Origin of the sequence: Bacillus cereus group sp. BfR-BA-01310 (assembly GCF_022664325.1) — a bacterium.
Classification (GTDB): Bacteria; Bacillota; Bacilli; order Bacillales; family Bacillaceae_G; genus Bacillus_A; species Bacillus_A paramycoides.
In genome coordinates this window covers 20298-36505 of record NZ_JAKUHD010000009.1, presented here as the reverse complement: position 1 = coordinate 36505, position 16208 = coordinate 20298, and the positions used below count along the sequence as shown (strand labels likewise).

The window sequence follows — 16208 nt, the reverse complement described above, 5'->3', positions numbered from 1 at the left end:
AAATCCCTCATCTTTTTTTAATCCATCCACTTTACTAATTTTTTAGAAATCGATAATAAAACACAACCTAAAACGATCGCCACAGCGCCGATAACTGTGAATACTTCAGCATATCCAAGTGAAGTTGTAAAGCTTGCAAGCTGTCCACCTAAAATGTTGGCGATTCCTGAGCTTGCTAGCCATACGCCCATTAGTAGAGAAGCAAGTTTTACTGGAGCGAGAGCACTAACCATTGATAGCCCGACAGGTGATAAGAATAGCTCACCTAACGTATGGAAAAGATACGTAAAGACGATAAATAGTAAGTTTGCTTTTTCTGTAATGTTATGCTCATCACTACCTGTTTTTAATGTAGCCATAACGAGAATGATATAACCGATACCGAGTAAGATCATACCAAGTCCCATTTTTGTTGGGATTTTTAAGTCACCACTTTTTCTAGTTGCAAGTTTTGCCCATAATGCTGAAATGGCTGGTGCAAGTAAAATAATAAATAATGGATTGACCGATTGGAACCAAGACGTTGGTACTTCCCATCCGAATATGGAGCGGTCAACGAACTTATTTGTATATAATGTTAACGAACTACCAGCTTGTTCAAAACCAGCCCAGAAGAAGACAACGAAGCACGTTAAAATGACGATAACTGCTGTATGTTGTTTTTCTTTTTTTGTTAATGGTGTATTTCCTACTGTTGGTTGCCCATCTGTTGTTTGTAAATTGCGAGTTGGTTTTTTACCGATATCACCAAGGAAGCGATTAGATAGTGTTGTAAATAAGATTTGTCCAATAATCATTCCGATTGAAGCTGCTAAGAAACCGTAACGGAATCCGTAATGAACAACACCATCAACTGTTATTTTGAATAAATTTTCTGACAAAAATCCACAAACGAGTGGAGCTAAAAACGAACCGACGTTAATACCCATATAGAAAATTGTAAATGCACTATCACGTTTTGGATCGTGCTCTTCGTATAATTCTCCAACAAGTGTAGAGATATTAGGTTTGAAGAATCCATTACCGATAATAATAAGCGCTAATCCGAGGTATAGGCCGACTTGGTTTTGCAGGGCAAATAGTGTAAGGTTACCGATTGCCATTGTTATACCACCAATTGTGATGGCTTTTCGTCTACCTAGAAAACGGTCTGTTAAGTATCCACCGATTAATGGAGTGAAATAACAAGCTCCAGTATAAAATCCGTAAATAGAGAGTGCCCACGCTGGACTAAACCCAAGACCACCACTTACTAAAGCTGTTGTTAAATATAATGTTAATAATCCTCGTAATCCATAGTAACTAAATCTTTCCCACATTTCTGTAAAGAAGAGTAAGTATAAACCGGGAGGATGTTTCTTTTTTCTTTGTTGTTCTTTTTCTAGTTGTATCGCTGATTCCATGTTATTTTCCTCCTGACACAAACAAAAACAAAGTTAATAGTTTTATTTGTTTAATATTTTACTTTATTAACTATTGAAAGTCAATTAAGGTTGATTTTTCAGAAGAAATTGGAAAAGGGAAGTAGCTATAGAATGGGTGTTTCTTTTGTGGTAGACTATGGACTATGTTTTCTTTGTAAGGAAGCGGATTATTGCGTTTTTCTTATGTGTGGAATTGATTTCACGCAAGATGAAATTGAAGAAGGAGAAAGAAATGAAATTGTTACAGAAAAAAGAAATTTTACTTATTAGTCTTATGTTATTCTCTATGTTCTTTGGAGCGGGTAATCTTATATTTCCGCCTTTCCTTGGATACGAAGGGGGAGAACATGTGTGGATTGCGTTGTTAGGCTTTATTATATCAGCAACAGGTCTTCCGATATTAGGTGTTATTGCTATTGCGAAAGCAGGAAGCTTTCAAACGTTAGCAGGTAGAGTTCATTCTTCATTTGCAATTATTTTTCCATGTATTGTGTATTTATTTATTGGACCTGGGCTTGGTATACCACGTGCAGGAAGTTTAGCTTTTGAAATGGGACCAGGTCAGTTGTTCCCTGAAGCGGGTAGCGTAGTTTTATTATTTTATACGGTTATTTTCTTTGGTGTTGTTTATTGGTTAAGTTTATCACCATCTAAATTAATGGGCTTGTTTGGAAAGGTTTTAACGCCTTTATTATTATGTATGATTGCCCTTATATTTATAAAGAGTATGTTTACGCCGGTAGGTAGTGTAAAAGAGCCTGCTGGAAATTATGGACAAGCTCCTATGTTCCAAGGATTTTTAGATGGATATTTAACGATGGATGCGTTAGCGGCTTTAATCTTTGGGATTGTTATTGCAAATGCTTTGCGTGCAAAAGGTGTAGAAGATGATAAAGGTATAGCGAAATACATGAGTATTGCTGGTATTGGAGCAGGCCTTTTATTATCTATTATTTATGTCATTCTTGGATATGTTGGTTCAATAAGTGGTTCACTAGGTACATTTGATAACGGTGCGAAAGTGTTAGCACAAGTTATGACGACATTATTTGGACAGAGCGGGGTAGTTTTATTAGGTCTTATTTTTACTGTCGCTTGTCTTTCTGTTTCAATTGGACTTGTTACGTCTTGTAGTCAGTTTTTCGCTAGTGTATTTCCGAAAGTATCTTATAAAGTTTGGGCATTTATATTAAGTTTTGTTAGTATGGTTTTAGCTAATTTAGGATTAACACAAATTTTAAAAGTATCGGTACCGATTCTTGGATTCATATATCCGATCGCATTAACGCTCATTATTTTAGGGTTGTTTCATAAATATATGGGGAAGTATGTCTACGTATATTCGGTAACAATTGGGATTGTAGCGTTATTTAGTGCAATGGATATTTTAAATAAAAGTATGTTGATGAATAAGTGGACACCGTTACTAGAAAATCTTCCGTTTTATACAGAAGGTGTAGGTTGGATTATTCCAGCGTTTGTAGGTGTTTGCCTCGGTATAATCGTTAGTATTGCTATAAATAAGAATAAAGTGAAACTTTAATCAATGGGGGTTTTGTCTATCCCCCACTGATTATTATCCCTTACCAATCGGGATAAATAAGTGACAAGGTGTTTTCCTATTTCGGAAAACACCTTTCTTTTTGGGAAAAATAGTATTGAAAATGAATAGACTAGGAGTATGATAAAGATAATTGGAAATATATAGGTTTAAAATGAATGATGAGGTGGGAGTGTATGAAGGAGGATTTAAATAAGAAAATAGAAGCACTTGAAATAGCAATTGAAACAATTCAAGAGACACTTTCTGAATTGAAAGCGCAGCAAAGAAAAATAGAAGTAGATAAAGTTCAACAAAATGTTAGTGAGGAAAAGCAAGAATATATTGAAACGGTAACGGATGAAAAGCTACAAGAGGATGCAGTTACGATAAGGGAGCCAATGCAAGAACTTGAGGTAAAACAAGTAGATATATCTGCATTTAAACCAGAACCATTTAATATTATAAAGTTTTGCCAAACATGGTTACCACGCATATTTGTCGGTATTATGTTACTTGGGGTTATTTGGTTGTTTAAAGCGGGAGTAGATGCTGGGTTGTTAACACCAGCGATACGGATTGTGTTTGGTATAGCACTATCTATCGGTTTGTATTATGTAGGAGATATACAAATTAAAAGAGAGCGGCAAGCATTAGGGTTAGTATTAGCTGGTGGAAGTATTACAGGTATTGTTTTAACGACGTTTGCAGCACATTATTTATATGAGTTTATTCCCGCAAGTATTGCGTTTATCTGCAACATTATATGGGTCATTTTAGGGATTTATTTAGCGAAAAGATATAGATCGGAATACCTTGCTATTTTCGTAGCGGTAGGGGCATTTTTCGTTCCTTTCTTGTTAAATAGTACGACTCCTAATACGTACGTTTTCTTTAGCTATGAGACGATATTAACAATCAGTTTATTATGGTATGCATTGAGAAACCGTTATAAGTACTTATATATGATTTCTTATGTTGTTGCTGCAATTGTCCTATTTGTTTTCTTTGCTGTTATGTCAATATTAGTAGGGAATTTGCAAGTGCAGTTAACGGTTGTATACGGAATAATTCATTTACTATTATTTTGGCATACGTTTACGGAGAGAAACTTTATACAAGAACCACGCTTGGCAATATTTAGTACTAACGCAGTTTTCTTTATATTAGCCATTTCAAAAATACCTGAATTTACAACGTGGGGGCTAGTTATTAGTGCATTTGTGCATACCGCTATGTTCGTACTTGAATATAGGAAGAATAGACATTCTGTATTTACAAATCTATTATTTGGTTTTGCAATGGGATCATTTAGTTTAGCGATTTTATACGAGTACAGTTTAGTGAATGCAGCAATCGTATTATTGTTACAAGGTTTCCTAGGAGTGGCTACTTCTATTAAAGTAAAACAGAACATGAAATTGTATATAAGTGCAACAATTTATGCAATCGGGATGATACAGACAATCTTTAGTCCGTTTGATCAGTTCATTTCAGCAGGTTTTGTAGCTCATATTATTTTAATAGTGACATTTTATTATGGCATGATAAAAGCGAAACATATGTTAGCGAGTTTTGGAAAATATATTTATTCTATAGCGCTCTATTGGCTAATGGTAATTGTATTTATTACAATTACTAGAATCGGTGAAGTTCTTTCTACCGATGGAAGTATAATTAGCGTATATGTATCATTATTATGGATGGTATATGCATTATTTGCAGTTTGGTTTGGCCGGAATAGACATATGAATGAAATATTATATGCTGGTTTAGTCGTATTAGTAGTAACAGTAGGGAAGTTGTTCCTTCTCGACTTACCAGAGGTGTCTATGATGATCAGAGCGGTGTTATTCTTAATCGTTGGTAGTATAGGTATCGTTATTTCAAGAATGTTTTTCTCAAAAGAAGAGAAGTGAAAAGAAGGCAATCCGTATACGGATTGCCTTTTCTTTTACTTCTTATTAATCGTTACAGTTTCATTATATTTCGCTGTTGTATTTTGACGTAGACGAAGTATTGCTTGTCCAGTTGTATTTGAATCAAGTTGCACATTTACAATTTTTTCAGCAGAACCTAAGCTATTTGTTGTGAAAGAGAATGCACTACTATATCCGAAAGTAGATGGCCAAGTGCCGTTTGTATTTTGAACTTTTGCCACTTGTGTCCCGCCAGAAGTGAATATACCTAAAGAATAATTATTATATGTTGTATTTGGTAATAAGTTATTTACTTGAATTTTTATTTGGAATAATTCATTATTCGGTAGAATACTAGGATGTGTAATTACGTAATCACGCGCTGTCACTGCGCCGTTGTATCCGTATGAACCTGGTTTAAAAGTATTGGTATTAAACCATTGGTAACCTTGATCTGGCGCGCTCCAAGGTTCTGGTTGTGGTTCTGTTGATAAACTTGGTTGTTCAAATGTTTGTAAAGCTGTAGGTGCATCAAGCTGTAAACCATTCACTTGATCTAAGCTTGTAAATGTTTCTTGCTTCGCTAACCAATTCACGATGTTTTCTAATAGAACAGCATCGTTTTCTTCTTTATAACCATCATAAGTTTTCTTGGATTGACCTGAATCTTCACGAACATATTTTGGCGATGCATCTTCAACAGGAGAAGAGTCGCCAATAAAGGCTGCTTTTCCAAGACCGACTTTTGCAATGGCAGCATAAGGCCCCTCTGCAACACCACCGCCGTTATAAACGCCGCTATCAACAGCGTTATTCCATTTTGATGGGTTTTCTGGAAGGTATACAAGCCCTTTTGCTAGTTTTGGATTTGTAATCGCAAGAGTAGAACCGGCATGCATTGCTACAGATGAAACTCCATTTGTAATTCCAAATGATTGCTCAGGAGAGACAATATTTTTAGCAGAAACATCACCAAGTGCATTGTAACGGAAGCGAATACCGAAATTATCGGATAGCCAATCAGAGCTTTCTACCCCTTGCATAGCTTGTGAATTTGCTTCGTCACTAGACATTCCTTTCGCTGGATTATCCCATGCTCCGCGTCTATATCCGTTAAATACTTCTGAAGAATCCCAGCGATTTTTATTACGATCTGCATTATAGTGATCGGCAATGAAGAAGATACTACCGCCATTTTTTACGTATTGTAACATCGCGTCTTGTTCAGATTTTTTATAAGGAATATTTGCTTCGGGGACGATAAAAACATTGTAATTTTTTAAATCGTCGTATGTAATAGGTGTTGATTTACGAAGTTCTTTTACATGATATCCGTTTTGGGCAATGCCGTTTCCGAAATCAGAAAAACCGCCATCAATAACCCAGTCAGCTGTCCCAGCTGTTTGACCGTGAGTATTATCGAATAATACTTTCTTCCCATTGTTTTGATTTACAATTTTTGCAACAATTTCAGGAGCTGGATCTACAGAGCTTTCTGCATAAGTAGATGGAACATAGGCGCTTCCTAAACTGATTGTGATTGCTGTTGCTAAAGAAAATTGAATCCATTTTTTATTCTTCATAGAAGAATCCCCCTAATAATAAATATATGTGCTTTAATAATGTAATTTATTTTTCTGTAAAAATAAAGGCGGAAAATATAAAATATATTAAAAAATTGTAAAAATACCGTGAATTTTGTTGAGAAATATTTGTATAGACAATAAAAAATCCCTTCCAATCAATAAGGAAGGGATTTCGTAGTTAACTAATTTTTGAATTAGATGATTCATCAATCTTATGAAAACCTTTCATATAATACACGATAGCTAAGCCGATAAGCCAAATTGGACCGACGATTAATGCGATTCGTGTATCTTCTGAATAGGCCATGATACCTAGTACAAGCACAAGGAAGCCGAGTGAGAAATATGAACTTAATGGGTATAGTGGCATTCTATACGTTAACTTTTGCTTGTTTTGTGCTGGTAATCCTTTGCGGAATTTAATTTGAGCGACTAATATAATCCCCCAAGTCCAAATTGCACCGAAAGTTGAAATACTAGTTAACCAAGTAAATACTTTTGCAGGAACGAGATAGTTTAATATAACGCCAACGAGTAAAACAATCGCAGTTGCTATAATCCCTTGACTCGGAATGCCATTTTTATTTAAACGCCCGAATCGTTCAGGTGCTTTCTTTTGTTGTGCTAATGTAAATAGCATACGGCCTGTACTAAACAAACCACCGTTACAAGATGAAAGAGCCGCTGTTAACACAACGAAGTTAATAATACCCGCTGCCTTTGCGATACCGATTTGTTGGAACGTTAAGACAAACGGACTTCCTTTCTCGCCAAATTCGTTCCACGGGAAAATTGCCATCATAACGAATAGAGCTCCAACGTAGAACAGTAAAATTCTCCAAAATACGTTATCAATTGCTTTTGCGAGTGTCTTTTTTGGATTTTGAGCTTCACCAGCTGTGACACCGATAAGTTCGACTCCTAAATAAGCGAATAATACCATTTGTAAGGAAAGTAGTAATCCAGAGAATCCATTTGGGAACCAGCCGCCATGTTCCCAAAGATTTGAAATACCAGTTGCAACGCCACCATTTCCAAATCCGAATAGAATAATACCAGCGCCGACTACTATCATACAGATAATTGTGACAATTTTAATGAGAGCAAACCAAAACTCAAGTTCTCCAAATACTTTTACAGATAAGAAGTTGAAAGCACTCATTAATAAAAGAGCTAGTAATGCCCAAATCCAGCGCGGGATATCTGGGAACCAATACTGCATGTAAATTCCTGCAGCTGTAATTTCCGCCATACAAGTAACAACCCATAAAAACCAGTAATTCCAGCCTGTAATATACCCAGCTAGTGGGCTGATGTAATCATTTGCATATTTACTAAAAGAGCCAGCAACCGGTTGTTCAATTGCCATTTCTCCGAGTGCACGCATAATGAAAAAAATAACGAGTCCGGCGATCATATAGCCTAGTAAAATGGATGGACCAGCTAGTTTAATAGCGGAAGCTGATCCTAAAAATAGTCCAACGCCAATAGCTGAACCGAGAGACATTAAAGTAATATGTCGTTCTTTTAAGCCGCGGTTTAAAGATCCAGATTTGTTTGTTTGCTGCATAAGAAGAATCCCCCTTGTAGAGTGAACGATATTTGAATGCGCTTACTAAATATTTAACTATTTCAAATTATAAAACATTTCTATCTGTTATGCTACAAAAATAATCATAATACACTGTACTATATCTATGTTTGTCAGACTTAAACTTAAAATTCTAACTATTAGAGAATATATTGACTCTTCTTTTTATTGATTGTTAAGATTAAGTGTTACATTTTCTCACATACTAATAAGAAAAGAATGTGTGATAATAATTCAGGTGTAGGAAGGGTACATAAGTATGTTTCAATTACAAAAGTATAACACTTCTGTGAAGCAAGAAATTTTAGCTGGCATCACAACTTTTTTTACATTTGCGTATATTCTTGTCATCAATCCAAAAATATTATCTGATGCAGGTGTACCATTTGATCAAGCATTTACGGCAACTATTATTGCGACAGTTGTTGGGACGCTATGTATGGCGTTTTTAGCTAACTATCCAATTGTTATTGCTCCAGCTATGGGAATGAATGCATATTTTGCTTATTCTGTTGTTCAACAGGCAGAGGGGATTACATATGTCATTGCGTTTTCGGCAGTATTTGTAACAGGTATTATTTTTCTTTTATTATCTTTCACCTCGTTTAGGCAAAAGCTAATTGTCGCAATTCCTGACAGTTTAAAACATGCAATTACAGGTGGAATCGGATTATTTATTGCTTTTATCGGATTGCGACTTTCAGGTATCATCGTTGACCATCCATCTAACTTAGTTACAATCGGAGACTTTCATTCACCGGCTGTTATTTTAACATTAGTTGGTTTAGTGTTAGCGGCGGTATTAATGGTATTACGCATTAGTGGTGCGTTGTTTATTAGTATGATTGTGACAGGGATTATTGCTTTCTTTACGGGGCAATTGAAGTTTGAGGATAAGATTGTGGCAATGCCACATTTACCAGAAGGAATTATTGTTTCAAACCCTATCAATGCATTTTCAGATGTAATTCAATACGGGTTATATGGAGTTATTTTTTCATTCTTACTTGTACTTTTATTTGATACAACAGGGGCTTTGCTTGGTTTAATTAAACAGGCAGGTTTAAATACAGATAACACTGAAAAGCGCTTTGGTAAGGCGTTCATTGCAGATGCAATTGGCGGAACGACAGGTTCCATCTTTGGGACAAGCCCTACAGCAGCGACAATTGAATCATCAGCCGGAATTGCGGCAGGTGGTAAAACTGGATTGACAGGTATTGTAGTCGTTTGTTTAACGATTATAACGGCATTCTTTAGCCCTGTTATTGCCTCTTTATCAAGTGTAGCAGCTATTACAGCTCCTTCATTGATTATAGTAGGTAGCTTAATGGCACAAAGCATTCGTGATATTAATTGGGATGAATTTGAAGATGCATTACCAGCATTTTTAATTTTCGTAGGTATTCCGTTAACATCTAGTATTGCGAATGGAATTGCAATCGGATTTTTAGTGTATCCAATCTTAAAAATCGTGAAGGGGAAAGGGATGGAAGTACATCCGTTACTATACTTATTTACAATTTTATTTGGATGTCATTTATTCTTATAATATAGAGATAGGAAAGGGGGCTTCTTATGAGAGGCTCCTTTTTTGTGTATAATAAAGTGAAACTATAATAAGTGGGGGGCATCCCCCACTTATTATTAGTTGAACCAATCGGGCGTTTACTGCCCATTAATGCGGGATAAGGTAAAATTCAAATTTGTTTTGTAAATTATAAATTACTAAATGTAATATATATGTTACAATAAGGGTGAAGGAGGAACATGAATGGCTGTAAGCAAAATAAAAGTCGCGCGTGTTCAGTTAGATTTAACACAGCAACAATTAGCAGAAAAAGTAGGCGTTACAAGGCAAACGATTAGTTTAATTGAGAAGGGGAAGTATAATCCGTCTCTAGATTTATGTTTGAAAATTTGCTATGCGGTAAATAAAACATTGAATGATTTGTTTTGGGAGGAAGAGGAGTGATTCGATGAAAATTGTAAAAGATGAACGTCTAATGATTGAGGGGTTAAAACATATTAGACTAGCTTTCATCTTACAAAATATTGTCATACTAGGTATCGTGTTTTACCGTTACGTCTTGCAAGGGGCAGGATATGAAAGTGTTTCGGATTTATTAATGGTATTTATGGGCGGGATAATAGTTATTAACTTTTTAAATTTAAAAAATTCGGTGGAAGTGTATGAGCATACAGGGGGAGTATTTCGTAGTTATTTCATGAAATTATTATTCATTCCAGTTGGGATTGTTATTGGGATTTTAGCTATTTGTATCATTGTGACACCAGATATTTCGATAAAGGAAATTAGTATAACAGGACTTATTATGTTTGCTTGTTTTTTAGTTCCTAGCTTGTTTATATACATATATATGAAAAAGATAAAAAATGAAGATTGAAATATAAGAAAAGCTTTCCCGTATTGAGGAAAGCTTTTCTTATATCTTTTTATACAGAACTTTATGAAGGCCAATCGGTTCAATTTCAAAGATTTCACCATGTTCGTGGAAACCTAATCGTTTGTAATAGTCAGCTACAGTAATTCGGCCATTACACCATAAAATGTTTGCGTTACGCTCTTGTAAGATTTGCTCGGCTTTATGGATTAAGGAGCTTCCAGCGTGTTTGTTTCGAAAGTTTGGTAATGTTGCCATTCCACGTAGTCGATAATGAACACCTGTTGGTAAGTCAGGATATATTTCTTTTGAGAAGGAAGCGATACTAATCAGTTCATCGTTTACAAATGCACCCAAGTGGAAGGTGTCTACTTCGTAGTCGGAAGAATATTTACAATCTGCTAATAGCTGATTAGGGCGCAAAATTTTTTGACGTAATACGTAAGTTTCAGATCCATCAATATTTTTCACGGTAATCATATTAACATCCTTTCTTATAAGCCTTTTTCTGTTAGCTGTATAAAGAAATAGGCAGGTGCAGCGAAAAGTCCGAGTATGCTAGCGGTTCCAAGAAGGAGTGAAAGCAAGAGACAAGTGTATTTGACTCCATTTGATTTTTTCCATCCGTAACTACAAATTTCAATGCTAATACCGATGAGAATAATGGCGACGAGTACTTCCGCTAATAATAAGAGAGCTAAAGTTGAAATAGACATAATGTGATTCATCCCCATAATATGTGATAGTAACATTTTACCATATGAAATTGGAAAAATGCCCCTCAATTATGTGAGGGGCATTTTTCTACTCTAGTATGTTTTTCATTGTATCAATATGCTCTTTTGAACCTGTTACAAGTAAAATGTCACCGTGTTGTAATTTCGTATCACCATGTGGTATTAATGCTTTATTACCACGGTAAATTTGAATGACAAGTACATCACCTAAAAACGGAAGGCGACGAAGTGCTAAGCCATTATATTTATTGCTACGTAGTTCAACCTCACGCACTGTTTCATTCGCTGTTGTAATTAAGCGGACGAGACTTGGTTTATCAATAAGTGCACGTAATAAAATACGTGTAGAGTTAATAGTTGAGAATACAGCGATATGTTCTTGCGTTGCTTTTTCTTGTAGAAGGGGATCTTCTACACTTGCGATGACGTGTTCAACACCTAATTCTTTTGCGTGTTCTGCTAATAATAAGTTTTGGTCATCATCACTTGTCGCAACAACAACACGGTCTGCATCAAATGCTGTTTGTTCAGTTAATGATTCGATTGTGATTTCATCTAGTTTCACGATAGGGAAGTCATGAGATTTTACATCCTCATCATTTATTTTATTCTGGCGTATCATATATAGCGTTACGTCATAATCTTCGCGCTTCAAATCAAGTGATAACGGAAGGGTAATTCTGCTCGCGCCAATAATAGATACTTTCGGTTTTGGTGTTTCCACTTTTGGAAACATCTTTTTAAATAATATAGGTGCAAAAATACAAGTAATAACTGCACTTAAAATAAGGGATGCTGATAAACTTGGGCTAATGATACCTAGCTTTTCACCGATTTGTGCAGCCGCAATAACTAAAGAAAGTGTTGATGTTAACAAAATAGCACTTCCGAGTACGATATTGCGTGGGTACCATTTTCGTAAGACGAGTGATGGCAATAGTTTTGAAATAAAGAGTCCCACAATTAAAATTGGAATCATTAGCATACTAGAAGGCTCTTTAAAAATAGACCATACTTCTAAATTTACACCAACCATTACGAAGAAAATAGGGATGAAGAAACCATATCCGATGGAATCGAGTTTTTCAACCATATCGTCATTTGGTGATAATAAAGATACGAGTACACCTGCTAAGAAGGCTCCTAAAATGTTTTCTGCCCCAACGGATTCAGATAATCCAACTAATATTAAGATGAGTGCAAAAACAGCTCGTGTATCAATTTGTACACTACCGGCTTTTAAGCTTTCTAGGTATGGAATATTTTTAAAGCGTCTTGCGATAAAGTAAATTATAATACCAGCGCCGAATAGAAGAAGTAGAAGCCACATACTTTGGCCACTTTCGGAATTTAATCCGACGAATACAGCGAGTAAAATCATTGTAACTAAGTCTGCAATAACAGCGACTAATAAAATGATTTGCCCGATTGCGGTTTTTCCTAAGTTATTTTCTTTTAATGTTGGTACGACAACACCTAAGGAAATAGTTGAGATAATTAAAGTCATGAACATTGCATTGTCTACGAATCCTAGCCATACGAATATTAACGATAGGGCATAAGATAAAATGAAAATAAATAAGAAGATAATGCTTGCTGCTTGGAATGTGTTCGGTTCGTTTGTCGTATTCTTTTTCCTTTTTTGTTTAAAGATAGAAAAGTCAATTTCTAAACCACTTAAAAACATTAGGAAGATAAAACCTAGTGTTGATAAGACTTGAAGCCACATATCTGGTTCAATGATGTTAAATCCACTTTTACCTACAAAGATTCCTGCGATAATTTCTGCGACAACGACAGGAAGTGCTTTTAATTTAAAGCGTTGTAACAAAAGGGGAACGAAAAACGCGATTGCAACGACAACCATAAGTGATAGAACAGAAGAATGATGTTCCATTGCGTTCTCTCCCTTCAAATAAATATAGTACCTATTTAGCCATATTATAGGTAGAAAATCAACGCATATGGGTTCGATTTCATAAAGAAAGAGTTTTCTTAACATTTGTCATAATAAGTATATTTTTCATGATTCTGTTGTTAATTCCGTAATGTGGATGCAATAGGGGAGATAATAAAAAAAGACTGCTGAGATTCCTCAGCAGTCTTTTTCATGCAAATTACATTGAGAAGAAAATCCATACAGTAAGACCAACTGTTGCTGTTGCAACGAAGAAACTGTATATCATTGTAAGAATTTGAACTCTTCCTTCTCCTTCTTTTAAGTGCATGAACATAATTAATTGTAATAATGCTTGCGCAACTGCCATTATGATGATAGTTGTTAATATCGTTGAAAGAGGCAGGCTTGTGTAAAGTGCCACGTATAACGCTAGAAACGTTAGTGCAAGCGATAAAATAAATCCGAAAACGTGTGACCATGGGAATCCGCTATGCGCATGCCCGTTTGCTTGATTGTTATTTTGAGCCATTTACGCCACCATCCCGTTCAAGTAAACTAGTGTGTAAATAAAGACCCAAACAAGATCAAGGAAATGCCAGTATAAGCTGATAATGAATACTTTACGAGCTGTAACTGGTGTTAAACCTCGTTTTAAAATTTGGATGATAACACAAGTTGCCCAAATGATACCACCTGTTACGTGGGCTCCGTGCGTTCCAAGAAGAACGAAGAATCCAGATAAGAAAGCACTTGTTTGAATTGTTGCGCCTTCACCAACGTACATAATGAACTCTTCAATTTCAAAGAATAGGAAGCCTGCACCTAAAAGTAATGTAAAGATGAACCATCCAAGCATTGCTTTTTGGTTGTGTTTACGCATTTCATGAATTGCGATACCACATGTGAAACTACTTGTTAAAAGTAGTAGTGTTTGAATTAAAAGTGTTTTAACTTCAAACAGTTGTGCTGGTGTTGGGCCATCTGCCGTACGACCAGCAAGTACTAGATAAGAGGCGAAAAGTGTTGCGAACAGCATAATTTCAGCCCCAAGAAAAATCCAGAATCCTAGGATGTTCAATCTGCTTTGCTCGGATTGATATTCCAAAGGTAAGCTTTTATCTAAAGCCGCCATATCATTTCACCTCTCATGCTACATGTTCTGTTTTTTTGATTTCATCAACACTTACGTAGTAACCGTCATCGTAATCGAATGAACGATAGATTAAGCAAGCTAAAATACCAACGCCGCCGATTGCTGCAAGCCAGAACCAGCTAAATACTAATGCAAAACCTGCAAGACCGAAGAATGCAGACGCAATAATAGGCACACCAGAGTTACTTGGCATGTGAATTGGTTTTAATTCTTCTGCAGCTGGTGTAACTGTTTCTCCGCGTTGTTTCATATACCAGAAAGCATCAGCTTCTTTAATTTCAGGAAGTTTCGCGAAGTTGTAATGTTGTACAGGAGATTGAGTAGCCCATTCAAGTGTACGACCATCCCATGGATCTCCAGTAACGTCACGTTCACCGTGACGTGCACTCCAAATTACGTTGTAACAAAGAAGTACGAATCCGATACCCATCATTACTGCGCCGACAGATGCGATTTGGTTTAACCAACCCCATCCAAGACTTTCAGAGTAAGTGTACATACGACGAGTCATACCGTCTAAACCTAAGAAGTACATTGGGAAGAAACAGATGTTAAATCCGCTCATAAAGATCCAGAATGTCCATTTACCTAGGCGTTCATTTAGCATATGACCTGTCATTTTTGGATACCAGAATGTAAATCCAGCAAGCATAGCAAATACTGTACCTGCAATTAATACGTAGTGGAAGTGAGCAACTAGGAAGTAGCTGTTATGGTACTGATAATCAGCTGCTGCCATTCCAAGCATAACCCCTGTAACTCCACCAACTACGAAGTTTGGAATAAATGCCAATGACCAAAGCATTGGAACTGTAAAACGAATACGTCCTTTATACAGCGTAAACAACCAGTTAAAGATCTTAACCCCGGTTGGAATCGAAATCGCCATTGTCGAAATCGAGAAGAACGAGTTAACCGCTGGACCTGCACCCATTGTGAAGAAGTGGTGAAGCCATACGACGAAACTTAGTAAAGAAATTGCGACCATTGAGTACACCATCGCACTGTAACCGAATAGACGTTTACGTGAGAATGTACTAATGATTTCAGAGAAAATACCGAATGCCGGTAAAATAACGATATATACTTCAGGGTGACCCCATACCCAGAATAGGTTGGCCCAGAGCATTGGCATACCGCCGCTCGCCATCGTAAAGAAGTGAGCATCAAATAGACGGTCAAATGTCATTAATGCAAGAGCTACTGTTAATACTGGGAAAGCGAAAATAATGATTACACATGTAATTAAAATAGACCATGTAAACATTGGCATTTTCATTAATTTCATGCCAGGTGTACGCATTTTTAAAATCGTAACAAGGAAGTTAATACCTGTCATTAGCGTACCGATACCTGAAATCTGTAATGCAATTGCGTAGAAGTTATTTCCTACACCAGGAGTAAACTCTGTACCCGCCATTGGGAAGTAAGAAGTCCACCCAGCGTCTGGTGAACCACCGATAACGAAAGCGATGTTGAATAACATTGCTCCGATAAAGAATAACCAGAAACTTAAAGCATTTAAGAACGGATATGCAACGTCACGAGCACCAATTTGTAATGGTACAACGACGTTCATTAATCCTAGAACGAATGGCATTGCCATGAAAAGAATCATAACTGTACCATGTGTTGTAAAGATTCCGTTATAGTGTTCAGCGTTTAAATATGTTGTATCTGGGAATGTTAATTGGGCACGAATCATTAAACCATCCATACCACCACGGAATAACATTATAACGGCAGAGATAATGTACATGGTCCCTATTTTTTTATGGTCAACAGTTGTTAACCATTCATCCCAAAGCCATCTCCATTTTTTGTACTTTGTTAGTACGAAAAGAATCGCTAATGTCACAAGAACGATAGATGCGTCAGCACCGTAAATAATTGGGTCACCTGTGACAAAAAATTCATCAAGCTTCACTGTGTTCACTCCAATCTGTTGGAATA

General features: G+C 36.3%; 14 protein-coding genes. 5 read left to right on the top strand and 9 right to left on the bottom strand.

What is annotated here, in order from left to right:
* Nucleotides 1–17 precede the first annotated feature (17 nt).
* Nucleotides 18–1403, bottom strand: coding sequence for a peptide MFS transporter (locus tag MR109_RS18090; protein WP_242273391.1), 1386 nt, complete (start codon nt 1401–1403; stop codon nt 18–20).
* Nucleotides 1404–1656: 253 nt separating this feature from the next.
* Between MR109_RS18090 and brnQ1 the strand changes: the two genes are divergently transcribed.
* Nucleotides 1657–2967: a branched-chain amino acid transport system II carrier protein BrnQ1 gene (gene brnQ1, locus MR109_RS18085; protein ID WP_083594474.1), complete on the top strand. Its 1311-nt coding sequence runs from the start codon at nt 1657–1659 to the stop codon at nt 2965–2967.
* 194 nt (nt 2968–3161) lie between these two features.
* Nucleotides 3162–4883 (top strand): DUF2339 domain-containing protein, encoded by a 1722-nt coding sequence (locus tag MR109_RS18080; RefSeq protein WP_242273390.1) that lies wholly within the window; start codon nt 3162–3164, stop codon nt 4881–4883.
* A gap of 35 nt (nt 4884–4918) precedes the next feature.
* On the opposite strand, the gene MR109_RS18075 is transcribed toward MR109_RS18080, so the two are convergent.
* Both MR109_RS18075 and MR109_RS18070 read right to left on the bottom strand, forming a co-directional pair.
* Nucleotides 4919–6466, bottom strand: a complete 1548-nt coding sequence (locus MR109_RS18075; RefSeq protein ID WP_242273388.1) for a DNA-binding protein — start codon at nt 6464–6466, stop codon at nt 4919–4921.
* Nucleotides 6467–6647: 181 nt separating this feature from the next.
* Complete coding sequence (locus tag MR109_RS18070) at nt 6648–8039, bottom strand: amino acid permease (RefSeq protein WP_071717599.1); 1392 nt, start codon at nt 8037–8039, stop codon at nt 6648–6650.
* Nucleotides 8040–8319: 280 nt separating this feature from the next.
* Between MR109_RS18070 and MR109_RS18065 the strand changes: the two genes are divergently transcribed.
* The 3 genes from MR109_RS18065 (at nt 8320) to MR109_RS18055 (ending at nt 10468) form a co-directional block, all read left to right on the top strand.
* Nucleotides 8320–9612, top strand: a complete 1293-nt coding sequence (locus MR109_RS18065) for an NCS2 family permease (RefSeq protein WP_242273385.1) — start codon at nt 8320–8322, stop codon at nt 9610–9612.
* A 222-nt stretch (nt 9613–9834) separates the two neighbouring features.
* Nucleotides 9835–10035 (top strand): helix-turn-helix transcriptional regulator, encoded by a 201-nt coding sequence (locus tag MR109_RS18060; RefSeq protein WP_000301185.1) that lies wholly within the window; start codon nt 9835–9837, stop codon nt 10033–10035.
* A gap of 4 nt (nt 10036–10039) precedes the next feature.
* Entirely contained in the window at nt 10040–10468 is a 429-nt protein-coding gene (locus MR109_RS18055) for a hypothetical protein (RefSeq protein WP_242273382.1), read from the top strand.
* Nucleotides 10469–10507: 39 nt separating this feature from the next.
* Here MR109_RS18055 and MR109_RS18050 read toward each other — a convergent pair whose 3' ends face one another.
* The 6 genes from MR109_RS18050 to qoxB all read right to left on the bottom strand — a co-directional run bounded on the left by MR109_RS18050 (nt 10508) and on the right by qoxB (nt 16182).
* On the bottom strand, nt 10508–10945 hold the full coding sequence (locus tag MR109_RS18050) for a GNAT family N-acetyltransferase (RefSeq protein ID WP_025149847.1): 438 nt from the start codon (nt 10943–10945) through the stop codon (nt 10508–10510).
* A 14-nt stretch (nt 10946–10959) separates the two neighbouring features.
* The gene (locus MR109_RS18045; RefSeq protein ID WP_071717603.1) at nt 10960–11217 is read right to left on the bottom strand and encodes a DUF4022 family protein; all 258 of its coding nucleotides are present in this window, start codon (nt 11215–11217) and stop codon (nt 10960–10962) included.
* A 52-nt stretch (nt 11218–11269) separates the two neighbouring features.
* The gene (locus MR109_RS18040; RefSeq protein WP_242273380.1) at nt 11270–13099 is read right to left on the bottom strand and encodes a monovalent cation:proton antiporter family protein; all 1830 of its coding nucleotides are present in this window, start codon (nt 13097–13099) and stop codon (nt 11270–11272) included.
* A gap of 220 nt (nt 13100–13319) precedes the next feature.
* Nucleotides 13320–13631, bottom strand: coding sequence for a cytochrome aa3 quinol oxidase subunit IV (gene qoxD / locus MR109_RS18035; protein ID WP_002174911.1), 312 nt, complete (start codon nt 13629–13631; stop codon nt 13320–13322).
* Complete coding sequence (qoxC, locus tag MR109_RS18030; RefSeq protein ID WP_002174913.1) at nt 13632–14234, bottom strand: cytochrome aa3 quinol oxidase subunit III; 603 nt, start codon at nt 14232–14234, stop codon at nt 13632–13634. It lies immediately after the preceding gene.
* A gap of 13 nt (nt 14235–14247) precedes the next feature.
* Entirely contained in the window at nt 14248–16182 is a 1935-nt protein-coding gene (gene qoxB, locus MR109_RS18025) for a cytochrome aa3 quinol oxidase subunit I (RefSeq protein ID WP_002174915.1), read from the bottom strand.
* Nucleotides 16183–16208 lie beyond the last annotated feature (26 nt).